The organism is Bradyrhizobium sp. Kon69, assembly GCF_055807515.1.
Window position 1 is genome coordinate 69624 of the sequence record NZ_JBVVOS010000032.1, and the last position, 21626, is coordinate 91249.

Genomic DNA, 21626 nt, shown 5'->3' on the forward strand with positions numbered 1-21626 from the left:
GGCGAAGACCGATCAGAGCGGATGCAGCACGCGGCGCAGAAAATCCTGCGTCCGCGCATGCTGCGGTTGGTTGAGCACCGATTTCGCCGGTCCCTGCTCGACGATGACGCCGCCGTCGATGAACAGCACGCGGTCGGCGACGTCGCGGGCAAAGCCCATCTCGTGGGTGACGACGACCATGGTCATGCCGTCGTCGGCGAGCTTGCGCATCACGCCGAGAACGTCGCCGACCAATTCAGGATCGAGCGCCGAGGTCGGTTCGTCGAACAGGATGGCCTTGGGCTGCATCGCCAGCGCCCGCGCGATCGCGACGCGTTGCTGCTGGCCGCCGGAGAGCTGCGGCGGATGTTCGTTGGCTTTCTCGGCAAGGCCCACCTGGGCGAGCAGCGCGCGGCCACGCTCGAATGCGGCAGCGCGCGGCTCCCTCTTCACATAGAGCGGTCCTTCGACCACGTTTTCCAGCACCGTCCGGTGCGGAAACAGGTTGAAGCGCTGGAACACCATCGAGACCTGGGTGCGGATCTTCACGATCGACGGCGCGTCGCGGTCGACCTTCAATCCCTCGACGCTGATCTCGCCGCGGTCGTAGCTTTCGAGACCGTTGATACAGCGCAAGATGGTGGACTTGCCGGAGCCGGAGGGGCCGACGATGCAGACCACCTCGCCCTTCTGGACGGACGCCGTGATGCCCTTGAGCACCTCGTTCTCGCCAAAGCTCTTGTGGACGTCGGTCAGCTCGATCATTTCTTGCCGGCCCGCTTCTCGAAGTGACGGACCAGCAGGATCAGCGGAATGCTCATGGTGAGATACATCAGCGCGACCATCGTGAACACGTTGGTGTTCTTGAAGGTCGAGGACGCGATCAGCTTGCCCTGAAGGGCGAGCTCGGCAACCGTGATGGTTGAGGCCTGCGAGGAATCCTTCAGCATCATGATCATGACGTTACCGTAGGGCGGCAGCACGATGCGCACCGCCTGCGGCAGCACGACGCGACGCATGGTCAGCCACCAGCCCATGCCGATCGATTGCGCCGCCTCGATCTGCCCCTTGTCGATGGCCTCGATGCCGGCGCGGAAATTTTCCGCCTGATAGGCCGAGTAGGCGATGCCGAGCCCGAGGATCGCGGCCTGCAACGCGCTGAGCGTGACGCCGAGATCGGGCATCACGAAGTAGAGGTAGAACAACAGCACGATGATCGGAATGCCGCGGATCACGTTGATCAGGCTGGCGCTGAGCAGCGACAGGACGCGGATGCCGGAGACCCGCATCATCGCCCAGACGAGGCCAAGCACCGTCGAGAGCAGCAGCGAGCCGATGGTGACGACGATCGTCAGCACGACGCCGCTCATCAGGATCGGGAAGAATTCCGCCGCGTCGTGCCAGAAGCCTTTCATCGATCAGCCTTCATCGATTGGCCTCTCGCGATCAACCCTGCGCCTTCAGGCCCCATTTATCGAGGATCTTGTCGATGGTGCCGTTGGCCTTCAGCTTGGCGAGCGAGGCGTTGATCTTGCCGAGCAGCGCGGCCTCGCCCTTGCGCACGCCGATGCCGACCGAGCCGACGGTGACGGGCTTGTAGCCGTCGACCAGACGCACCTCCGGGAAGCCGCCCTGCTTCAGATTGTAGGCGAGGATCGGATAGTCGGCGTAGCCGGCCTTGAGGCGGCCGGTGTTCACGTCGCGCAGGATGTCGGGAATGGTGTCGTAGGCTTTGACGTCGGCAAACAGGCCGGACTTCTTCAGCGCGTCGACGAAGGCGGTGCCGACCTGGGCGCCGACCGTCTCACCCTTCAGATCGTCCTGGGTGGCGTAGGCCTTGGTGTCGCTCTTGGGAACCACGAGGCCTTCGCCATAGGTATAGATCGGGTCGGAGAAGTCGACGACCTCCTTGCGCGGCGCCGTGATGAACATCGCGGCCGCGATGATGTCGATCTTGCTCGATGTCAGCGACGGGATCAGCGCCGAGAACTGCATCGGCTCGATCTGCACGTTGAAGCCGGCATCCTTGCCCACTTCGGTGACGAGATCGACCATGATGCCCTGGATGCTATTGGTCTTGGTGTCGAGGAAGGTGAAGGGAATGCCTGTCGGCGTCGAGCCGACCTTCAGCACCTGCTGCGCCGAAGCCGGCGCTGCTGCGGCAATCGCGAGTGCCGCGACCGCGGCCAGACCAAAACGCTTCATCGCATTCCCCCTTGGGCCCGGCCGATGGCGGCGCTCGCAGATCTCGTCATCGCAGACGTTGCGGGCCAAGCCGTTTCGGCCTATTTTCACCAATATGAAAATTTGGTCACACTTTCGCGGGTCATGCAAGCGGTTTTCATGCACATGAAGGAAGCGGTTTGACGTGAGCGGTGGCAAAAGAATGCGCAGACCGGCCGCCGCAAAGCCGGTGAAGAAGGTAAAAGCCAAGGCTATCGCCAAAGCCGCCGAGCCGGCGATGGACGTCGCGGTCGGCCGCCGTATCCGCGACCTCCGGCGCGTCAGGCAATTCTCGCTCGAGACGGTCGCCTCGCGCACGGAGCTTTCGATCGGTTTCCTCAGCCAGATCGAGCGCGGCCTGTCGTCGCCGTCGCTGCGCGTGCTGGCCACGCTCGCCGACGTGCTCGGCGTCGGCATCGCCGCGCTGTTCGGCGCCAGCCCGAACGCCGACGGTGCATCCGACCAAATCGTCACGCGCGGGCTTCAGCGGCCCGAACTGAAGCTCTGGCGCACCGGCGTGTCGAAGCAATTGCTGAGCCCGGCCAGCGCCGACAACCGGCTCAATCTGTTCCTGGTGCATCTGGAGCCCGGCGGCTCTACCGGCGACGAGCTCTACACCCATGACGGCGAGGAGGCCGGCCTCGTGCTCGAAGGCGAGATGATGCTGACGGTGGACAGCGAGACGTGGTCGCTGAAGACCGGTGACAGTTTTCGGTTTGCAAGCCGTCGGCCGCACCGGTTTTCAAATCCGGCCGAGGATGCCAAGGCGGTGGTGCTGTGGGTGAATTGCGTGACGGGGTCGGGGTAGCGCAGCCGTCATTGCGAGCGAAGCGAAGCAATCCAGGGTCTTTCCGAGGAGGCAGCCTGGATTGCTTCGTCGCGAGAGCTCCTCGCAATGACGGGAGGATAGAGTCTTAGCCGAACCGATACTTGTACCGATCCACCGTCAGCGCACTCACATCAATGTCCGGCTTCTTGCCCGACAGCATGTCGGCGAGCACGCGGCCGGAGCCGCACGACATGGTCCAGCCCAGTGTGCCGTGGCCGGTGTTGAGGTGAAGGTTGGCGTATTGCGTCGGGCCGATCACGGGCGGGCCATCCGGCGTCATCGGGCGCAGCCCGCTCCAGAACGTCGCCTTGGAGAGATCGCCGCCGCGCGGGAATAGATCGGTCAGCGAGTGATCGAGCGTAGCGCGGCGCGCGTCATAGAGCTGGCTCGAGAAGCCGGAGATTTCGGCGGTGCCGCCGACGCGGATGCGATTTCCCAAACGGGTGATGGCGACCTTGTAGCTCTCGTCCATCACGGTCGATTCCGGCGCCCCGGAAGCGTCCTTGATCGGCACCGTGATCGAATAGCCCTTCACGGGATAGACCGGCAGCGAAATATCGAGCGGCGCGACCAGCCGCGACGACCAGCTTCCGAGCGCGAGCACGTAAGCGTCGGCCTGCAACGTTCCGGCGCTGGTCACGACGCCGCTGACGCGCCCGCCGTCGGTGACGATGCGGTCGATGCCGGTGTTGAACATGAAGCGCACGCCGAGCGCTTGGGCATGCTTGGCCAGCGCCTGTGTGAACATGTGACAGTCGCCGGTCTCGTCCTGCGGCAAGCGCAGTCCGCCCGCGAACTTCTCCTTCACGCCCGCCAGCGCCGGCTCGGCCGCGATGCAGCCCTCACGGCTCAGCACCTCGAACGGTACGCCGTACTCCTTGAGCACGGCGATGTCCTCACCGGTGCCGTCGAGCTGGGCCTGATAGCGGAACAGCTGCAGCGTGCCCTGCGAGCGCTCGTCATACTGGATGCCGATGTCGCGGCGCAGATCGCGCAGGCAATCGCGGCTGTATTCCGCGATCGGGATCATCCGGCTTTTGTTGATGGCGTAGCGTTCGCTGGTGCAGTTGCGCAGCATCTTGAGCAGCCAGACCCACATCACGGGATCGAGCTTCGGCCGGATCACCAGCGGGCCGTGCTTCATCAGCAGCCATTTGACCGCCTTGACCGGGACGCCGGGACCAGCCCAGGGCGAGGAATAGCCGGGCGACACCTCGCCGGCATTGGCAAAGGAGGTCTCGAGCGCCGGTTCGGGCTGACGGTCGACGACCGTCACCTCATGGCCGGCACGCGCGAGGTAGTAGGCAGAGGTGACACCGATGACACCGCTGCCGAGGATCAGAACTTTCACGCTTGGTCAAACTCCCGCGGCATCACGCTCGCCGCTGCAAGAGGAAACTCCGCAACGGCGAGAGCAATTATCAGGCCACCCGCTTGATGGCATCGCCGAGGATCGACACGATATCGTCGATGTGGCTCTTCTCGACGATGAGCGGAGGCGACAGCGCAAAGCTATCGCCGCTCATGCGGAAGTACAGCCCGCGATTGAAGCAGTCGACCATGACGTCGTAGCCACGCACGCCGACCGTACCGTCACGCGGCGACAACTCGACCGCGCCCATCAGGCCGCAATTGCGGATGTCGACGACGTTGGGCAGGCCCTTCAGCGAATGCAGCGCATCGCGCCAGTATTCGGAGATCGACGCACCGCGCGTCAGCAGGCCTTCGTCCTTGTAGATGTCGAGCGTGGCGATGCCCGCGGCGCAGGCGACCGGGTGCGCCGAATAGGTGTAGCCGTGGAACAGCTCCATCGCGTTCTCCGGGCCGACCATCAGGCCGTCGTGAACCTTGCGGCTCGCGAACACGGCGCCGCAGGGAATGGTGCCGTTGGTGATGCCCTTGGCCGTCGTCATCATGTCAGGCGTGACGCCGAAGAAGTTGGCGGCGAACGGCGTGCCGAGCCGGCCGAAGCCGGTGATGACCTCGTCGAAGATCAGGAGGATGCCGTGCTTGTCGCAGATCTCGCGCAGGCGCTGGAGATAGCCCTTCGGCGGCGGCAACACCGCGGTCGAGCCCGGCACCGGCTCGACGATGACGGCAGCAATGGTCTCGGCGCCGTGCAGGGCCACCAGCCGCTCGAGATCATCGGCGAGCTCGGCGCCATGCTCGGGCTGATCCTTGGCGAAGGCGTTGCGGGTGAGATCGTGGGTGTGGCGGATGTGGTCGACGCCCGGCAGCAGGGTCGCGAAGGCGCGGCGGTTGGCGACCATGCCGCCGACCGAGGTGCCGCCGAAGCCGACGCCGTGATAGCCGCGCTCGCGGCCGATCAGGCGCGTGCGGCTCGCCTGGCCGTTGGCACGGTGATAGGCGAGCGCGATCTTCAGCGCGGTGTCGACCGACTCGGAGCCGGAATTGGTGAAGAAGATGCGATCGAGGCCCTTCGGCGCGATCTCGGCCAGACGCTCGGCGAAGTCGAATGCCAGCGGATGGCCCATCTGGAACGATGGTGCGAAATCCAGCGTCATCAGCTGGCGCTCGACGGCGGCGGCGATCTGCTTGCGACCGTGGCCGGCATTGACGCACCAGAGGCCGGCGGAGGCGTCGATCACCTTGCGGCCGTCGACCGTGGTGTAATGCATGCCCTCGGCCGAGGAGAACAGGCGCGGCGCCTTCTTGAACTGCCGGTTGGCCGTGAATGGCATCCAGAACGAATCGGTCTTGATGGTGTTCGGAATCTGATGAAGGGTCACGGGCCACGCTCCTTTGCTGACCTGCTAGCAGAGGCACGGCTTGAAAAGCGCAACAAGTCCTTTTCTGATGAGCTGCAAGCCATTGATTTGACTGGGGCTGCCGGTCCATATTTGCGCGATCCGCAACACTTGCAACACGGGTTAGGGACATGAGCGTCGATATCGGTGGACGGCTGCGATTCATCCGCGCGCGCCAGAAGCTGTCGCAGCGCGAACTCGCCAAACGCGCCGGCGTCACCAATTCGACGATCTCGCTGATCGAATCCAACCAGATGAACCCGTCCGTGGGGGCGCTCAAGCGCATCCTCGACGGCATTCCGATGGGGCTCGCCGAGTTCTTCGCGCTGGAGCCCGAGAGCCGGCGCAAGATCTTCTACCGCGGCGAAGAGCTGACCGAGGTCGGCAAGAAGCCGATCTCGTATCGGCAAGTCGGCGACAATCTGTTCGGTCGCAGCTTGCAGATTCTGAAGGAGCGCTACGAGCCCGGCAGCGACACCGGGCGCGTTCACCTCGTCCATGACGGCGAGGAAGGCGGCATCGTGATCTCGGGAAAGCTCGAAGTCACCGTCGAGGACGAGCGCCGCATTCTCAATCCGGGCGATGCCTATTACTTCGAGAGCCGTCGCCCGCATCGCTTCCGCTGCGTCGGCGGCAAGCCGTGCGAGGTGATCTCGGCCTGCACACCGCCGACGTTTTGAAGTTGTCCGCAATCCTACGGAGCCACCGGTATCCTACGGAGCTTGAGCCATCTCAATTTCCGCAGCCTGATCCTCTATATGTTTCCAGCCATAGCCAAGCAGCCTCCGCTTTCCGGAGCCGCTTCGTAACAGGGCTCGCTATGAAGATCACGCTCCCAAATGCAGAGGCTGCACTCGATGAAGTGCAGCGCGACAGCGACAAGCTCCATTCGGAGGAGCTGCGCAAGACCATCGCGAATTACATCGAGTCGCAGCGAGAAGTGCTCAAGGCTCTTCGCAAGAAGCTGCATTAGCACGCGGCGGAGCGAGACGGCCTCGCCCGCCGCGGTCTCAAGGCTACGTCAGCAACTCCTCGATCCGGATCGGGAAGCGGCGCACACGGACGCCCGTCGCGTGCCACACCGCGTTGGCAACCGCGCCTGCGCTGCCGGTGATGCCGATCTCGCCGACACCCTTGATGCCGAGCGCGTTCACGTGCGGGTCGTGCTCCTCGACCGTGATCACGTCGAGCGGCGGCACGTCGGCATTCACCGGGATATGGTACTCGCCGAGATTGGCGTTCATGATCCGGCCCGTGCGGCGGTCGGTGATGGCTTCCTCGTGCAACGCGAAGGACAGGCCCCAGATCATGCCACCGAACAGCTGGCTCTGCACCATGCGCGGGTTGACGATCCGCCCCGCGGCGAAGGCGCCGACCATGCGGGTGACGCGGACCTGGCCGAGCTCGGGATCGACCTTCACCTCCGCAAACACCGCGCCATGGGCGTGCATCGCATACTCCTCCATTGCCGCCGGATTCGGCGCGCCGGTGCCGCGCGCCTCGACCTCGGCCACGCCGGCGCGCGCGAGAATCTCGGAATAGCTTTCGCCGCGGCTCTCGTCGTCGCGCCGGATCAATCTGCCATCGCGCGCGATCACGCCGGCATTGCCGGCGCCGAACAGCGGCGAGCGCTCGTCGCCGGTGGCGAGATCGGCGAGTTTTGCAATCACGGCCGCGCCTGCGCTGTGGATCGCGGCACCCGCGGTCGCGGTGTGCGCGGAGCCGCCGGCGATGCCGGCATCGGGCAGGTCGGACGTCCCGGCCTTGAACTCGACCCGGTCGATATCAAGCCCGAGTTCGTCGGCCGCAATCTGCGCAAGCGCCGTCCAGGCGCCCTGCCCCATGTCATGCGCGCCGATTTCCATGGCACCGGAGCCGTCGCGGCGAAGCACGGCACGCGCTTCGGCCTGGAACATCAACGCGGGGAAGGTCGCGGTGCCCATGCCCCAGCCGACCAGAAGACCATCGTCGTCGCGCATCTGCCGCGGCTGGAGCGATCGCTTCGCCCAGCCGAAGCGCGCCGCGCCCTGCTCGTAGCAGGCGCGCAATGCCTTGGACGAGAACGGCTTGCCGGTGATGGGCTCGACCTCGGCATAGTTCTTCAGACGAAAGGCGAGCGGATCGAGGCCGCAGGCCCAGGCCATCTCGTCGATCGCGCTCTCCAGGGCGATCGAGCCGGTCGCCTCGCCGGGCGCGCGCATGAACAACGGCGTGCCGGTGTTGACACGCACGGCATCATGCGAGGTGCGGATCGCAGGTGCCGCATAGAGCGTGTGCGAGGCATCGGCCGCAGGCTCGTAGAAATCGTCGAACGTGCTCGACACGGTGCGCGCGTGGTGATCGAGCGCTGTCAGGCGCCCCTCGCCATCGGTGCCGATGCGCAGTCGTTGCCGCGTCGGCGCGCGATGGCCGACCGGGCCGTACATCTGCTCGCGGCGCAGCACCAGCTTGACCGGTTTGCCGACGAGCTTTGCCGCCATGATGCCGAGGACCGGAGGACCAGCCATGAGCCCCTTCGAACCGAACCCGCCGCCGAGGAACGGGCTGCGGATGTGGATCTTGTCGTGCGCGATGCCGAACAATTCGGCGACGCGCGCCAGCGACAGCATGAGACCCTGGGTCGGCATGTCGATCTGCAAATTGTCGCCATCCCATGCAGCCACGATCGCATGCGGCTCCATCGCATTGTGATATTGCGGCGGCGTTTCGTAAACCGCGTCGATCCGCTTCTCGGCCGACGCAAGTCCCGCCTCGACATCGCCGCGATGATTTTCCGTGGGGTTGCCGACGCCGACGACCGGCGGCACGTAGCTTTCACCCGCGTCGAGACCGATGAGCGCGGGCAGCGTCTCGTAGCGCGGCGCCAGCAGCGTGGCGCCTTCCGTCGCCGCCTCCAGCGTCTCGGCGATCACGACGGCGATCGGCTGGTTGGCGTAGCGGACCTCGTTGCTCTGCAGCACCTCCATCCGGAATACGAATGGATTGGTCTTGATCTCGGGGTCGATCGCGAGCTCAGGCTTGTGGTCCGACGTCATGACATCGACGACGCCGGGATGACGCTTGGCAGCAGTGACATCGAGCGAGGTCACACGGCCACGCGAAATGCTCGCGACAGCCATTACCGCAAACAGCATGCCGGGCGGATGATTGTCGGCGGCGTAGGTCGCCCGGCCCTTGACCTTGAGAACCCCGTCGCGGCGGGTCAGCGGCTGGCCGATGTTCGAGCCGTGACGCAGATGAGCTGGCGCGCTGGTGAGATTGAGTTCAGGCATGGATCGCTCCGGACGTCGAGGCAAAGGGAGAGGCCGGCAGCGCGGCGATGCGCGCGGGCGTACCGGCGGCGGCGAGGCTCAGCGCGCGCACGACGATGCGGCGCGCGAGCTCGATCTTGAAGGCGTTGTCGCCGGACGGTTTTGCGTCGGCGAGCGCGCGCGAGGCGGCGTCCTGGAAAGCGTCCACCGTGGGCGCGACGTTCCTGAGCACGTCCTCCGCAGCGCGGGCGCGCCAGGGCTTTGCGGCGACACTGCCGAGCGCAAGCCGCGCCTCCGCGATCTTGCCGTTCTCGATCCGCAGCGCAGCCGCAGCCGAGACGACGGCAAATGCGTAGGACGTTCTATCGCGGACCTTGAGATAGCGCGCATGCGCGGCAAAGCCCCGCGCAGCGGGCGGCAGCCGCACCGCGACGATGAGATCACCCGGTTCGAGCGCCGAGTCACGCTCGGGCGTATTGCCGGGCAGGCGATGCAATTCGTCGAGCGCGATCTCGCGCCGCCCGTTCCTGCCTTCGATCTCGACGATGGCGTCGAGCGCGACCAGCGGTACGCAGAAGTCGGACGGATGCGTGGCGATGCAGTTTTCGCTCCAGCCGAGCACGGCGTGGGTGCGGTTCTCGCCGTCGCGGGCGTCGCAGCCGCTGCCGGCCTCGCGCTTGTTGCAGCGGCTGGCGGTGTCGTAGAAATACGCGCAGCGCGTCCGTTGCAGGAGATTGCCGCCGACAGTCGCGGCATTGCGCAATTGCGCCGATGCGCCGGAGAGCAGTGCTTCGGCGACGGCCGGATAGGCCTTGGCAAAGTCGGCGTCATGCGCGAGATCGGCGTTGCTCACCAGTGCGCCGATACGCATGCCACCGTCGGCAAGGCGCTCGATCCGATCGAGGCCGTCGAGATGGGTGACGTCGACCAGGCGATCCGGCCGGCTGACGCCGCCCTTCATCAGATCGAGCAGGTTGGTGCCGGCGGCGAGATAGGTCGCGCCCGGCTGCGCGGCGGCAGCGATGGCCTCGGCGACCGTGGCCGGCCTGACATAATCGAACTGCTTCATGCGGAGCGCCTCTGGTTGGATTCGTCCATACCGGCCTGCGCGTCGAGCACGGCATCGACGATGCCGGCATAGGCGCCGCAGCGGCACAGATTGCCGCTCATGCATTCGCGAATGCGCTCGGGATCGTTGCCGGCCTGCGCCTCGCTCATCATGCCGATCGCGCTCATGATCTGGCCCGGCGTGCAGAAGCCGCACTGAAAGCCGTCATGGGCGATGAAGGCGGCCTGAACGGGATGAAGCTGGTCGCCGCGCGCCACACCCTCGATTGTGAGGATGTCGGCGCCGTCATGACTGATCGCGAGCGCGAGGCAGGAGTTGATGCGCTTGCCGTCGACGAGAATGGTGCAGGCGCCGCATTGGCCGCGGTCGCATCCCTTCTTGGTTCCGGTCAGATGGAGGCGCTCACGCAGGAGATCGAGCAGCGTGACACGCGGATCGTCGAGGACGAAGTCGCGCCGCGCACCGTTCACGGTGAGGCTGATGGAGTGGTTCATATAAGGCTCCGATCAGATATGGACATCAGTCGTCGCGCAGCGCGCCACCGCCGTGGCCGCCGTCGACATGCGCCCCCCGAACATCATCCGGGCAAACGACTTCAGCGAAGATACGGAGGCACCCTCCGCTTAACAAGGGCCGGCGGGAAATATTTGGAATTCGTCAAAAGCCCGTGCGCATCAACGCGATGCAGCCCCACAAGGGTTCAATCTAACCAATTCGTGATCTACATTGCGTGGATGGACGACCACACCACCGACCAGACCCGCAAGCCCCGCGCCGATGCCGTGCGCAATCGCGAGCGCGTGCTCGAGGCCGCCAAGGCCGTGTTCAACGCGGGTGGTCCCGAGGCGAGCCTCGAGGCGGTGGCAAAACGCGCCGGCGTCGGCATCGGCACGCTCTATCGGCATTTCCCGACGCGCGAGGATTTGTTCGAGGCGGTATACCGGCGCGAGGTCGAGCAGCTCAGCGAGCTTGCCGAGCAGTTGAAGAACGGGGACCCGGTCGATGCGCTCAGGCGCTGGCTGCACTCAGGCGTCGAATTCGTTGCCACCAAGAAGGGCATGGTGGCAGCCCTGGCACTCGCGGTGCAGAGCGGGTCGGAGTTGCATGCCTTTTCCTTTGAGCGCCTCACCAGGGCGATCGGCTCGCTGCTCGACCGCGCAGCCGCGGCCGGCGCGATGCGCGCAGACATCAGTCCCGAGGACTTGCTGCGCGCGTTCTTCGGCATGTGCTACATGCACGACCAGCCCGGCTGGCAATCCTCGGTGCTGCGGATGCTCGACGTGTTCGTCGACGGTTTGCGGGTGCGGCCTGTCGTGAAAGCCAAGGTACGCGCCGCCGCCAAGCCTGCGAAGCCGGCTGCAAAGCGGAAGCGATAGCCCGCGAGATGTGCTAGGATCGGCGCCGCCGGGATTTCAACGCGGAGCCTGTCATGCGCATCGCCGCCTTGCTGGTCTTTCTCAGTGTCGCCTTCGGTCCCATCTCAGCGCGCGCCGACGATGTCGCGACAGCACAGGATATCATCCGCGCCCAGGAGCAGGCATTCGGCCGCGACGACGCGCGCGCGGCCTATTCCTACGCCGCACCGGCGATCCGGGAGATCTTCCCCGCGCCCGACATCTTCATGTCCATGGTGCAAAACGGCTACCCGCCGGTCTACCGGCACAAGAGCTTTGAATTTGGCGACAGCAAGAGCGAGGGCAGCCGCATTGCCCAGCACGTCCATATCATCGATGCCAATGGCGAGGCCTGGGAAGCGCTCTACACGCTCGAGCAGCAGGCGGACGGCAGCTACAAGATTACGGGTTGTTCGCTGCTGAAGGCGGGACAGGCAGTCTAGGTCGCAAAACCCGGGCCGGTCCTGACGGCATTCATCCGGGAGCGGATCAGCAGCGTCAGCACGATGCCGATGTTGAGCGCGTTCCACGCCACGCCGTTGGCGAACGCCGCGGCATAGGAGCCTGTGGCGTCGAAGATGACGCCCGAGACCCAGCCGCCGAACGACATGCCGAACACGGAGGCGAAGATCACGATGCCGACTCGGGTTGCGGCCTCGCTCGCCGGCATCGCCTCGCGCACGATGATGGCATAGCTCGGCACGATGCCGCCCTGGAACAGGCCGAACATCGCGGAGATCAAATAGAGCGAGGTCAGGCTGTCGAAGAACAGGTAAAATACGAGCGCAAAGCCTTGCGCCAGGGCACCGATCAGCAACGTCGGGATGCCGCCGATCTTGTCGGCGAGGTAGCCCGAGCCGATCCGGCTGACGATGCCGCAGGCCATCATCAGCGACAGCATCTCGGCGCCGCGCGCCACGCCATATCCGAGATCGCCGCAATAGGCGACGATATGCACCTGCGGCATTGCCATGGCGACGCAGCAGGAGATGCTGGCGATCGAGAGCAGCACCGTCAGCGTGTTGGTCGACAGTTTGAGGTCGACCCGCGGCGGCGCTGCATTGGCATGATCGTGAACCTTGTCGTCGCCCATCTGCGCGCGCAGGACCAGCACCAGGATGGTCATCAGGCTGACGCAGACGAGGCCGATGCCGATATGAGTGAAGCGCCAGCCGATCGTCTGCATGCCTGTGCTCACAAGCGGGGGCCACATCGTGCCGGCGACATAATTGCCGCTCGCGACAATGGTCACGGCCAAGCCGCGATAGCGCTCGAACCAGTGCGAGGCCTCCGCCATCAGCGGCGCGAAGGTCGCGGAGGTGCCGAGCCCGATCAGGAAATACGCCGCCACGAACTGCCAGAGCTGGGTCGACAGACCCGCCAGCACGTTGGCGACCCCGAGGAAGGCAATGCTGATCGCCATCGCCGCCACGATGCCGAACCGGTCGGTGATCCTGCCGGCGATGACGCCGCCAAGCCCGAACCCGAACATCATCAGAGTGAAAGCCAGCGACACCGCGCCGCGCGTGGCGGAGAATTCGGCCTGCACCGCGGGAATCATGACGACGATCGCCCACATGCCGACGCCGCCGATCGAGCCGATCAGAAGCGCAATGACGAGGCGCATCCAGGCCTGACGGGAATCAGGGGTGAATGCTTCAGGTGTCTGTCCTGATTGATTTGGCGCGTGCACGGGCGGGACCATGGCCCGCGGATCGCCACAGGGTCAAGCATTGTGGCGCGATATTGGGCATGCACGGTGCACTGCGGTAAGAAGGAGCTTGGCGAACGCGCGTTTTGTCATTATTTTGCAAATCAGCGCGTGCAACATCGCCGCGCGAAGGGCATGTCGGCGGAATGTTGCTGCGATTGACACGATCGATGCGGATCAGGGTGGGGCGTTTGATTGCCCTTGCCTATCTGTTCTGCGTGCTCGCGCCGGCCGCAAGCCTCGCCTGGGGTAGTGCTCCAGCACCGTGCCTCGACGACGCGCTCCTCGCCGACCGCGCGCCGGTGCATCACCAGATGCAGGCCGGCCACACGCATGACGGCGCCTCGCATGACCACGCCGGGCCGCATGCGCATCACCAGGCCGCCGCGCAGGACGCGCCCCCCGCTCCTCATCATCACGGCGGCAAGGGTACGGCGGGACCTTGCTGCGCGATGATGTGCGTGAGCGCGATGCCGGCAGACCTGCCCAGCGTTGCAAAGCCGCTTCAGCCGGTTTCCGCCTGCTCGCCCGAGATCGTGGCCAGCCTGCACAGCGCGGCGCCGCCCCTGCTCTACCGCCCTCCCATCGTCTGATCTGACGCGCGACGACGTCAGGCCGAGCGCGCATCCGCGCGCGCGAACCTGTGGTCTCCAGACAGATCAGGGATGACTCATGCTTACGCTTTCCGGGGCGAAGTCCGCCGCTGCATCCACAGCGCGGGGACGACACTTTCGACTCAATTGGCTGCTGCTGGCCGCGACGGCATTGGCGCTGTCCGGCTGCATGCCGGCAACGACACAAGTCGCCGGCGCTGATCCTGCCGATCCCGCGGCCAAGGTCGCGCGCGCCGGCTATCGTTCGACAATTGCGCCCTACACCAGCCTGCGGCCGGCGGCGCCGGCACCATGGCGCGAGCGCAACGAGAGCGTCGCGCCGCAACCCAAGCAAGACCGGTAAGAGCGCGCCATGACACACCGTCTCGCGCCAAGCCGTCTCGTGCCAAGCCGTCTCGTGCCAAGCCTGCTCGTTCTTGCCTCGCTCGGCCTGTCAGGCTGCGCCGCCTTCTCGCCCGACAGCGGCATGAATGCCGTCTCGGAGCTGACGAGCCAGACCATCAACAAGGATGTCGCCTTCGTGCGGACGGCCGAGGGGGCCGGCGCGGTCGACGCGCGCGTTCGCCAACTGCTGTCGCGAACACTCAGCGCCGAGACCGCCGTGCAGATCGCACTGCTGAACAACAAGGGGCTTCAAGCCGCCTATAACGAGCTGGCGCTGGCCGAGACCGATCTCGTCGAGCAGAGCCTGCCGCCCAATCCCGTGTTCTCGGTCTCGCGAATTTCAGGCAACGGCGCCAGCGAAATCGAGCGTCAAATTGTCGGCGATATCCTCGCGCTCGCCACCCTGCCGTTCCGCTCGGAGATCGCCCGCGACCGTTTTCGCCAGGCGCAATTGCGCGCTAGCCTGGCGACGTTGCGGCTTGCCGCCGATGTCCGCCGCGCCTATTGGCGCGCCATTGGCGGCAACGAGATGGTGGCGTTGCTGACGGACGCGAAGGCGACGGCGGAATCGACCGCACAGCTCGCGGTCAAGCTCGGCGAAACCGGCTCGATCAACAAGCTCGATCAGGCCCGTGAACAGGTATTTTACGCCGAAACCACCGCCGACCTCGCCACCGCGCGACAGACGGCGACGAGCGCGCGCGAAAAGCTGGCGCGCCTGATGGGGCTGTGGGACGGCGGCCTCGACTTCCGCCTGCCCAACCAGTTGCCGCCGCTGCCGCGCCGCCCGCAAGCCTTGCCGTCGATTGAAGCCGACGCGGTCGCCCATCGCATCGACCTGCAGATCGCGCGGCTCGAGCTGATGGCGCTGGCGAAGTCGCTGAACCTCACCGAGGCGACGCGTTTCGTGACCCTGCTCGATCTCGCCGGCATCTCCCGCCGCACCCGGGATCCGGAAGGCGCGCCGTTCCGCGAGCGCGGCTTCGACGTGCAGTTTCAGATCCCGATCTTCGACGGCGGCGAGGTGCGGGTGCGGCAGGCGGCGGAGACCTACAATTTCGCCTTCAATCGGCTGACCGAGCGCGCCGTGAATGTACGCTCCGAAGCGCGCGATGCTTATCGGGTCTATCGCTCCGGCTACGACATCGCCAGCCACTATCAACGCGAGATCATCCCCTTGCGAAAGATCATCACCGAGGAGATGCAGCTCCGCTTCTCCAGCATGCAGGTCGACATTTTCGCGCTGCTCACCGAGGCGCGGCAGCGGCTCGCGTCGCTGCGCGGCGCGATCGATGCGAAGCAAAGATTTTTCCTTGCCCAGTCCGACTTGCAGACCGCCGTCAATGGCGGCGGCGCGCCCGCTGACGGCGAGAATTCAACCACTCTCGCCGCGGCAGCGCCTGCCGATAGCGGTCACTGACATGGAGGCCAACATGTTTTCCCGCCGAGGATTTTTGGGCAGTGCCGCGCTCGCCGGTGCATCCGTCGTCAGCGGCCGCGCGCAGGCTGCCTCCATTCCGGAAGCCCCGCACATGGACAAGGTCGTGATGCAGCCGCCGCTGCACCCGATCAGCGGGCCGGACTATCGCCCCGTCGTCACGCTGAACGGCTGGTCGCTGCCGTTCCGGATGAACGGCGACTGGAAGGAATTCCATCTCGTTGCCGAGCCTGTGGTGCGCGAATTCGCCGAGGGCATGAAGGTGAATCTGTGGGGCTATAACGGCCAGTCGCCGGGCCCGACGATCGAGGCCGTCGAGGGCGACAAGGTCCGCATCTTCGTGACCAACAGACTGCCCGAATACACCACCGTGCACTGGCACGGCATGATCATTCCCAGCGGCATGGACGGTGTCGGCGGACTGACGCAGCCGCACATTCAGCCGGGGAAAACCTTCGTCTACGAGTTCGAGATGAGGAAGAGCGGGACCTTCATGTACCACCCGCATTCCGACGAGATGGTGCAGATGGCGATGGGCATGATGGGCATGGTCGTCGTGCATCCTCGCGATCCGAACTTTCGGGCCGTGGACCGCGACTTCGTCTTCGTCATGAGCACCTATCGGGTCGATCCCGGCACGTATCTCCCGCGGGTCAACGAGATGACCGACTTCAACATGTGGACCTGGAACGCGCGGGTGTTTCCCGGCATCGATCCGCTGCCGGTCAGGCTCGGCGACAAGGTGCGCGTGCGCATCGGCAATCTCAGCATGACCAACCATCCGATCCATTTGCACGGCCACAGCTTTGCGGTGACCTGCACCGACGGCGGCTGGATTCCGGAGAGCGCGCAATATCCGGAAACGACGACGGACGTACCGGTCGGCGCTGTCAGGGTGTTCGACGTGCTCGCCGACAACCCCGGCGACTGGGCGTTCCACTGCCACAAATCGCATCACACCATGAATGCGATGGGACACGACATGCGCAACATGATCGGGGTGTCGCGCAAGGATCTCGCCAAAGCCGTCGGCAAGCTCGCGCCTGACGGCATGGCGATGGGCTCGACCGGCATGGCGATGGGCAACATGGAGATGCCCGCGCCCGACAACACGCTGCCGATGATGACCGGCACTGGTCAGTTCGGCCCGATCGAGATGGGCGGGATGTTCACGGTGATGAAGATCCGCGAGGGCCTCGCGCGCGACGATTATCGCGATCCCGGCCCCTACCAATTCCCGAAAGGCACCGTCGCCTACGAGGTCACGCCGCCGGCCCCGGAGCCCGTGCGGCAACAACCAGGCGGGCCGCCGATGAAGAACATGAAGATGTGAGCGTTTCGATGAACCACCACCAACTGGAGCTACCAATGAAGAAGACGATCAAGCTCGGTCTCGCGCTGGCCGCGCTTTCCATCGCGCCGGCCTTTGCCCACGACCAGCACGGGCACGGCACCTTTTCGGCCGGCGAGCCCGGCGATCCCAAGAAGCCCGCGCGCACGATCGAGATCCTGCTGAACGAGATGGACTACGCGCCCGCCAGGATCGAGGTCAAACGCGGCGAGCAGATCCGCTTCGTGCTGCGCAACGTCGGCAAGGAGGACCATGAATTCCTGCTCGCCACCACCAAAGAGAATCTCGCGCATGCGGTGGAGATGAAGAAGCATCCGCACATGGAGCACGACGATCCCAACGGTGTCAGGCTCGCGCCGAGCAAGACAGCCGAGATCCTCTGGAAGTTCAGCAAGGCCGGCACGTTCGAATTTTCCTGCCTGATCCCCGACCACCGCGACTACGGCATGGTCGGCCACGTCACCGTGAAGTAACGCAAGGGAGGTCCCCATGAACCGCATCATCCGCATCGCCGCCGCGCTGTCGCTGGCCGTCGGCCTTGGCACGAGTGCCCTGGCGGCCCAGGGCGCCGCGATCAGCGGCGAGGTCAAGAAGATCGACGAGGGCGCAGGCAAGATCACACTCAAGCACGGGCCCGCCAAGAACCTCGGCATGGATGAACCCATGACCATGGTCTACCGCGTCAAGGACCCGGCCGTGCTCAAGCAGGTGAAGGTCGGCGACAAGGTGAGTTTCGAAGCCGAGGAAGCGGCTTCGGGCTATACGGTGACCCGGATGGAGAAGGCGAAGTAGGGCTACTTCCTCCGTCCACCGATTTCGGCCCCAGACGCTTCCACAAGTCATGGCCGGGCTCGTCCCGGCCATCCAAGCCTTCGGCGAGACAAACCGGGCATGACGACTGCTTGCCTGCCAGATGGCCGAAATACCCCGGTCAGCCCCCATGCCGCACCCACCGTTAACCGTTTGCTAACCATACACCCGGCAATAATTGCCCAGTGGAGTCGAGTGTCGTCAGCCGCGTAGAACGGGGATTGCCCTGTGGACGCCAGTGCGGTGCCTCACCTTCGGAACGGCGGCCCTTCGGCCGCCGCGCAGACATTTGGGGCGCGCGGACGGCAGTCGCGCGGAGGGGCAGCTACCATGGTCGACGTCACCGCGGGACAGGGCGTAGGCAGCACAAACGCCGGTTTCCCCACCCTTGCCGAGATCGGCAACATCCTCAAGCGCGGCGATATCGCGCTGGCGCTCGGCGTCCTCACCATCTTGGTGGTGCTGATCCTTCCCCTGCCCGCGATCGTGCTGGACCTGTTCCTGGCGATTTCGATCACGCTCTCGATCCTGATCCTGATGACGTCGCTGTTCATCCAGGCGCCGCTGGAATTCTCCGCTTTCCCGACCGTCCTGCTGATCTCGACCATGCTGCGGCTATCTCTCAACATGGCCTCGACCCGGCTGATCCTGTCGCACGGGCACGAGGGCACGGATGCCGCCGGTCACGTCATCGAAGCCTTCGGCAGCTTCGTGATGGGCGGCAATTTCGTCATCGGCATCATCGTCTTCGCCATCCTGATCATCGTCAACTTCGTCGTCATCACCAAGGGTTCGGGCCGTATCGCCGAAGTCGCGGCGCGCTTCCACCTCGACGCCATGCCCGGCAAGCAGATGGCGATCGACGCCGACCTCTCCGCCGGCCTGATCGACGAGACGGTCGCCAAGCAGCGGCGCAAGGATCTGGAGGACGAGAGCGGCTTCTTCGGCGCCATGGACGGTGCCTCCAAATTCGTCCGCGGCGACGCCATCGCCGGCCTCCTGATCGTCTTCATCAACGTCGTCGGCGGCATGATCATCGGCGTGGCGCAGCAGGGCCTGTCCTTTGCCGACGCCGGCCGCAGCTACACGCTGCTGACCGTCGGTGACGGCCTCGTCACCCAGGTGCCGGCGCTGATCGTTTCGACCGCGGCCGGCCTGCTCGTCTCCAAGGCCGGCGTGTCCGGCGCCGCCGACAAGGCGTTGATGAAGCAGTTCTCCGGATATCCGCAGGCGCTGGCGATGTCCGCGGCGGTCATGCTGGTGCTGGCGGCCCTGCCGGGCATCCCGACCCTTCCCTTCCTGGCGCTCGGCTCCGGCGCCGGCGCGCTCGCCTGGCACGCCCGCAACCGCAACCGGGCGACTGCCAGGGCTGAGGAAGTTGCGAAGACCGCACCGGCGCCGGGAACGCCGGGCGCAGCCGGCTCCGCTGCGGCGGAGGAGCCGATCTCCGCGGCGCTGAAGATCGACGACCTCAAGATCGAGCTCGGCTATGCCCTGCTGCCGCTGGTCAACGGCCCCGACGGCACCGATCGCCTCACCGAGCAGATCAAGGCGCTGCGCCGCTCGCTCGCGATCGAGATGGGTTTTGTGATGCCCGCCGTGCGCATCCTCGACAACGTCCAGCTCGAAGCCAACACCTACATCATCAAGATCAAGGAGGTCGACGCCGGCACCGGCAAGATCTGGCCGAGCCAGTTCATGGTCATGGACCCCGGCGGCAGCCAGGTGCAGGTGCCCGGCATCCACACCACCGAGCCGACCTTCGGCCTGCCCGCGACTTGGGTCGATGCCAGCCTCAAGGAGGAGGCCTCGCTCAAGGGCTATACCGTCGTCGACGCCGCGACCGTGCTCTCGACCCACCTCACCGAGCTGCTCAAGGCCAACATGTCGGACCTGCTCTCCTATGGCGAGGTGCAGAAGCTGCTCAAGGAGCTGCCGAAGGAGCAGGGCGAGCTGGTCAAGGACATCGTCCCGGGACAGGTCACCGTCTCCGGCATCCAGCGCGTGCTGCAGCTGCTGCTCGCCGAGCGCATCTCGATCCGCGACCTCTCGACCATCCTCGAAGGCATCGCCGACTCGCTCGCGTTCTCGCGCAATCCGGCCACCATGGTCGAGCACGTCCGCGCCCGCCTGGCGCGGCAGATCTGTGCGCAGAACACCTCTTACAGCGGCTACCTGCCGCTGATCGCGCTGTCGGCGCGGTGGGAACAAGCCTTCGCCGAATCCATTATCGGCCAGGGCGAGGAGCGCAGCCTCGCGATGCAGCCCTCGAAGCTGTCGGAGTTCATGACCGGCGTGCGCGAGGCCTTCGAGCGCGCCGCCCGCGAGGGCGAGGCCCCGGTGCTGGTCACCTCTGCGGCAATTCGTCCCTTCGTGCGTTCCCTGGTCGAGCGGTTCCGGGCCCAGACGACCGTGCTGTCGCAGGCTGAAATCCACCCCAGGGCGAGATTGAAAACGGTCGGAAGCATCTGATTTGCCTTAAGAAGCCGTGTGTTTTTTGGCCACAGGCAAATGGTTTTTAAGCTTTTGGCGCCTTGCCGATCAACGGCCGGAAAGGCGCCTGACAGGCACATTACAGCTTTGAAATAATTGCCAAATTGCACGATCCAGGGTCGTTTTTGATCGCGACTTCTCACGTCCTGTCACGCTCTTGTGATCGCCTCTTGGGAACGAATCCCCCCAATACTAGGTTGTTGGGCACCGGAAGCATGAACCTGCCCAAACACGCAGGCGACTACTTCGGGTAGATGGCGGCAGGAGCCTTCCATGAACCACTCGATTTACAGCGCAGATCGCTCGACCCACCTCAAGATCGTGGTTGTCGCGCTCGTTGCCGGCATCGCGGTGGCGGGTCTCGGGATCACCGCGCGTACGAGTTCAGATGAAGGCCTGACCCAGACCGCTCGCGTCATGAAGGCCGGCAAGCCGATCGCCATCACCAGTTCGAACGTGTCCCTCGTTCGCTAAGGAGATTTGAGTTTCAGGAATTCACGCGGCTCTTTATCAGCCCCCCAAAGTCGCCACGTGGATATGTAGACGACCCCAACCCCAAGTCGACTACAGAAAGCGCCCGCCCCCCACGGGCGCTTTCTCATGTCTGGGGTAGTTCGGTCGAGTGACTGAATTCATCTCGCTTGTCCCGGACGCGCTGCAGCGTTCTTTAACGCTGCTGCGCAGAGTCGGGACCCAGTAAGCACGCCGCCCGCTGACACATAGGCCCCGGCTCTGCAGCGCACCGCTGAAGCAGCGCTGCCCTGCGTCCGGGGCACGAGAGCGGTGTTTGACGCGATGCTGCTTCTACATCCGTCATCGCGAGCGCAGCGAAGCGATCCAGAATCTTTCCGCGGCGGCAGCCTGGATTGCTTCGTCGCAAGCGCTCCTCGCAATGACGGAGTGTGGGAGTGACGGTGTCGCTCAATTCGCATTTCAATTACAGACGCACCTTCGCCCTCTCGCGGCATCTTTCGCCCGAGCTTTGCTTCGTCGCCTCACCCTCAATTGAAAGAGGGCGCAGGGAAGACCGGGTGCCGGCTGGCACCCGCGGTCCACTGTGCGAGATTGTCGTAATAAGATTGCACAGCGGCATACAGGTGAAGCCCAACACACGGCCTTCCCTGCGCAGTGGCTTTACGGCTTATGTCGCGCTCTCCCCGGGGAGCGATGCACTATTGCCCCCGTCGCCTTGCGGATGGCTGATGCGTGTGCCCGGTCGGGCAATCACATCACCGCAACGCTTGACGCACAGACCCCGGGCGTCAGGACCACACGATTTTGCCGTACGCCGATCACACCGGTCGTGTGCGCG

The 21626-nt window shown here is 65.1% G+C and carries 22 protein-coding genes; 13 read left to right on the top strand and 9 right to left on the bottom strand.

Annotated features, from left to right (window positions below; translation table 11 throughout):
* Positions 1-12 precede the first annotated feature (12 nt).
* The 3 genes from AC0L3U_RS32635 to AC0L3U_RS32645 are packed head-to-tail and all read right to left on the bottom strand — an operon-like array spanning position 13 to position 2184.
* Positions 13-744 carry an amino acid ABC transporter ATP-binding protein gene (locus AC0L3U_RS32635; protein ID WP_473364478.1) on the bottom strand — a complete coding sequence of 244 codons (732 nt, stop codon included), beginning with the start codon at positions 742-744 and terminating at the stop codon, positions 13-15.
* Positions 741-1394, bottom strand: coding sequence for an amino acid ABC transporter permease (locus AC0L3U_RS32640; protein WP_007600584.1), 654 nt, complete (start codon positions 1392-1394; stop codon positions 741-743). Before AC0L3U_RS32640 ends, AC0L3U_RS32635 begins: the two co-directional genes overlap by 4 nt.
* Positions 1395-1425: 31 nt before the next feature.
* Positions 1426-2184, bottom strand: coding sequence for an ABC transporter substrate-binding protein (locus AC0L3U_RS32645; RefSeq protein ID WP_247282586.1), 759 nt, complete (start codon positions 2182-2184; stop codon positions 1426-1428).
* A gap of 181 nt (positions 2185-2365) precedes the next feature.
* Here AC0L3U_RS32645 and AC0L3U_RS32650 point away from each other — a divergent pair, with 181 nt between their 5' ends.
* Complete coding sequence (locus AC0L3U_RS32650; protein WP_473364479.1) at positions 2366-3010, top strand: helix-turn-helix domain-containing protein; 645 nt, start codon at positions 2366-2368, stop codon at positions 3008-3010.
* Positions 3011-3116: 106 nt separating this feature from the next.
* Here AC0L3U_RS32650 and AC0L3U_RS32655 read toward each other — a convergent pair whose 3' ends face one another.
* Together AC0L3U_RS32655 and aptA are read right to left on the bottom strand one after the other, a co-directional pair.
* Positions 3117-4382 carry a D-amino acid dehydrogenase gene (locus AC0L3U_RS32655; RefSeq protein WP_473364480.1) on the bottom strand — a complete coding sequence of 422 codons (1266 nt, stop codon included), beginning with the start codon at positions 4380-4382 and terminating at the stop codon, positions 3117-3119.
* A gap of 70 nt (positions 4383-4452) precedes the next feature.
* Positions 4453-5781, bottom strand: a complete 1329-nt coding sequence (gene aptA / locus AC0L3U_RS32660; protein WP_007600575.1) for an omega-aminotransferase AptA — start codon at positions 5779-5781, stop codon at positions 4453-4455.
* A 149-nt stretch (positions 5782-5930) separates the two neighbouring features.
* Here aptA and AC0L3U_RS32665 point away from each other — a divergent pair, with 149 nt between their 5' ends.
* Positions 5931-6479 (top strand): cupin domain-containing protein, encoded by a 549-nt coding sequence (locus AC0L3U_RS32665; RefSeq protein ID WP_007606338.1) that lies wholly within the window; start codon positions 5931-5933, stop codon positions 6477-6479.
* 140 nt (positions 6480-6619) lie between these two features.
* Positions 6620-6772, top strand: coding sequence for a hypothetical protein (locus AC0L3U_RS32670; RefSeq protein WP_473364481.1), 153 nt, complete (start codon positions 6620-6622; stop codon positions 6770-6772).
* A 43-nt stretch (positions 6773-6815) separates the two neighbouring features.
* On the opposite strand, the gene AC0L3U_RS32675 is transcribed toward AC0L3U_RS32670, so the two are convergent.
* The 3 genes from AC0L3U_RS32675 to AC0L3U_RS32685 are packed head-to-tail and all read right to left on the bottom strand — an operon-like array spanning position 6816 to position 10613.
* Positions 6816-9071 carry a xanthine dehydrogenase family protein molybdopterin-binding subunit gene (locus tag AC0L3U_RS32675; RefSeq protein ID WP_473364482.1) on the bottom strand — a complete coding sequence of 752 codons (2256 nt, stop codon included), beginning with the start codon at positions 9069-9071 and terminating at the stop codon, positions 6816-6818.
* On the bottom strand, positions 9064-10119 hold the full coding sequence (locus AC0L3U_RS32680) for an FAD binding domain-containing protein (RefSeq protein WP_473364483.1): 1056 nt from the start codon (positions 10117-10119) through the stop codon (positions 9064-9066). The genes AC0L3U_RS32675 and AC0L3U_RS32680 overlap by 8 nt, the downstream gene beginning before the upstream one ends.
* Positions 10116-10613, bottom strand: a complete 498-nt coding sequence (locus AC0L3U_RS32685) for a (2Fe-2S)-binding protein (protein WP_027568188.1) — start codon at positions 10611-10613, stop codon at positions 10116-10118. Before AC0L3U_RS32685 ends, AC0L3U_RS32680 begins: the two co-directional genes overlap by 4 nt.
* A gap of 240 nt (positions 10614-10853) precedes the next feature.
* Here AC0L3U_RS32685 and AC0L3U_RS32690 point away from each other — a divergent pair, with 240 nt between their 5' ends.
* The gene (locus AC0L3U_RS32690) at positions 10854-11495 is read left to right on the top strand and encodes a TetR/AcrR family transcriptional regulator (protein WP_473364492.1); all 642 of its coding nucleotides are present in this window, start codon (positions 10854-10856) and stop codon (positions 11493-11495) included.
* Between the two features lie 53 nt (positions 11496-11548).
* Positions 11549-11956, top strand: a complete 408-nt coding sequence (locus AC0L3U_RS32695; protein WP_007600562.1) for a DUF4864 domain-containing protein — start codon at positions 11549-11551, stop codon at positions 11954-11956.
* Here the strand turns inward: AC0L3U_RS32695 and AC0L3U_RS32700 are convergent.
* Positions 11953-13218, bottom strand: coding sequence for an MFS transporter (locus tag AC0L3U_RS32700; protein WP_473284159.1), 1266 nt, complete (start codon positions 13216-13218; stop codon positions 11953-11955). The genes AC0L3U_RS32695 and AC0L3U_RS32700 overlap by 4 nt on opposite strands.
* 152 nt (positions 13219-13370) lie before the next feature.
* Here AC0L3U_RS32700 and AC0L3U_RS32705 point away from each other — a divergent pair, with 152 nt between their 5' ends.
* The 8 genes from AC0L3U_RS32705 (at position 13371) to AC0L3U_RS32740 (ending at position 20788) form a co-directional block, all read left to right on the top strand.
* The gene (locus tag AC0L3U_RS32705; RefSeq protein WP_473364484.1) at positions 13371-13817 is read left to right on the top strand and encodes a hypothetical protein; all 447 of its coding nucleotides are present in this window, start codon (positions 13371-13373) and stop codon (positions 13815-13817) included.
* A gap of 79 nt (positions 13818-13896) precedes the next feature.
* A complete protein-coding gene (locus tag AC0L3U_RS32710) occupies positions 13897-14181 on the top strand; it encodes a hypothetical protein (protein ID WP_473364485.1) in 285 nt (94 codons plus the stop codon).
* 9 nt (positions 14182-14190) lie between these two features.
* On the top strand, positions 14191-15642 hold the full coding sequence (locus AC0L3U_RS32715; RefSeq protein WP_473364486.1) for a TolC family protein: 1452 nt from the start codon (positions 14191-14193) through the stop codon (positions 15640-15642).
* A gap of 13 nt (positions 15643-15655) precedes the next feature.
* On the top strand, positions 15656-16993 hold the full coding sequence (locus AC0L3U_RS32720; RefSeq protein WP_473364487.1) for a copper oxidase: 1338 nt from the start codon (positions 15656-15658) through the stop codon (positions 16991-16993).
* Positions 16994-17028: 35 nt separating this feature from the next.
* Positions 17029-17484, top strand: a complete 456-nt coding sequence (locus AC0L3U_RS32725) for a cupredoxin domain-containing protein (protein ID WP_473364488.1) — start codon at positions 17029-17031, stop codon at positions 17482-17484.
* A 16-nt stretch (positions 17485-17500) separates the two neighbouring features.
* Positions 17501-17803: a copper-binding protein gene (locus AC0L3U_RS32730; protein ID WP_473364489.1), complete on the top strand. Its 303-nt coding sequence runs from the start codon at positions 17501-17503 to the stop codon at positions 17801-17803.
* A gap of 348 nt (positions 17804-18151) precedes the next feature.
* Entirely contained in the window at positions 18152-20293 is a 2142-nt protein-coding gene (gene flhA / locus AC0L3U_RS32735; RefSeq protein WP_473364490.1) for a flagellar biosynthesis protein FlhA, read from the top strand.
* Between the two features lie 294 nt (positions 20294-20587).
* On the top strand, positions 20588-20788 hold the full coding sequence (locus AC0L3U_RS32740; protein ID WP_007600553.1) for a hypothetical protein: 201 nt from the start codon (positions 20588-20590) through the stop codon (positions 20786-20788).
* Positions 20789-21626: the final 838 nt, after the last annotated feature.

Coding starts and splice junctions, on each gene's coding strand:
- AC0L3U_RS32645 (WP_247282586.1), bottom strand. CDS start 2,184: ATGAAGCGTTTTGGTCTGGCCGCGGTCGCGGCACTCGCGATTGCCGCA.
- AC0L3U_RS32670 (WP_473364481.1), top strand. CDS start 6,620: ATGAAGATCACGCTCCCAAATGCAGAGGCTGCACTCGATGAAGTGCAG.
- AC0L3U_RS32635 (WP_473364478.1), bottom strand. CDS start 744: ATGATCGAGCTGACCGACGTCCACAAGAGCTTTGGCGAGAACGAGGTG.
- flhA (WP_473364490.1), top strand. CDS start 18,152: ATGGTCGACGTCACCGCGGGACAGGGCGTAGGCAGCACAAACGCCGGT.
- AC0L3U_RS32710 (WP_473364485.1), top strand. CDS start 13,897: ATGCTTACGCTTTCCGGGGCGAAGTCCGCCGCTGCATCCACAGCGCGG.
- AC0L3U_RS32675 (WP_473364482.1), bottom strand. CDS start 9,071: ATGCCTGAACTCAATCTCACCAGCGCGCCAGCTCATCTGCGTCACGGC.
- AC0L3U_RS32685 (WP_027568188.1), bottom strand. CDS start 10,613: ATGAACCACTCCATCAGCCTCACCGTGAACGGTGCGCGGCGCGACTTC.
- AC0L3U_RS32720 (WP_473364487.1), top strand. CDS start 15,656: ATGTTTTCCCGCCGAGGATTTTTGGGCAGTGCCGCGCTCGCCGGTGCA.
- AC0L3U_RS32715 (WP_473364486.1), top strand. CDS start 14,191: ATGACACACCGTCTCGCGCCAAGCCGTCTCGTGCCAAGCCGTCTCGTG.
- AC0L3U_RS32700 (WP_473284159.1), bottom strand. CDS start 13,218: ATGGTCCCGCCCGTGCACGCGCCAAATCAATCAGGACAGACACCTGAA.
- AC0L3U_RS32725 (WP_473364488.1), top strand. CDS start 17,029: ATGAAGAAGACGATCAAGCTCGGTCTCGCGCTGGCCGCGCTTTCCATC.
- AC0L3U_RS32665 (WP_007606338.1), top strand. CDS start 5,931: ATGAGCGTCGATATCGGTGGACGGCTGCGATTCATCCGCGCGCGCCAG.
- AC0L3U_RS32705 (WP_473364484.1), top strand. CDS start 13,371: ATGTTGCTGCGATTGACACGATCGATGCGGATCAGGGTGGGGCGTTTG.
- AC0L3U_RS32740 (WP_007600553.1), top strand. CDS start 20,588: ATGAACCACTCGATTTACAGCGCAGATCGCTCGACCCACCTCAAGATC.
- AC0L3U_RS32650 (WP_473364479.1), top strand. CDS start 2,366: ATGCGCAGACCGGCCGCCGCAAAGCCGGTGAAGAAGGTAAAAGCCAAG.
- AC0L3U_RS32640 (WP_007600584.1), bottom strand. CDS start 1,394: ATGAAAGGCTTCTGGCACGACGCGGCGGAATTCTTCCCGATCCTGATG.
- AC0L3U_RS32680 (WP_473364483.1), bottom strand. CDS start 10,119: ATGAAGCAGTTCGATTATGTCAGGCCGGCCACGGTCGCCGAGGCCATC.
- AC0L3U_RS32690 (WP_473364492.1), top strand. CDS start 10,854: ATGGACGACCACACCACCGACCAGACCCGCAAGCCCCGCGCCGATGCC.
- AC0L3U_RS32730 (WP_473364489.1), top strand. CDS start 17,501: ATGAACCGCATCATCCGCATCGCCGCCGCGCTGTCGCTGGCCGTCGGC.
- AC0L3U_RS32695 (WP_007600562.1), top strand. CDS start 11,549: ATGCGCATCGCCGCCTTGCTGGTCTTTCTCAGTGTCGCCTTCGGTCCC.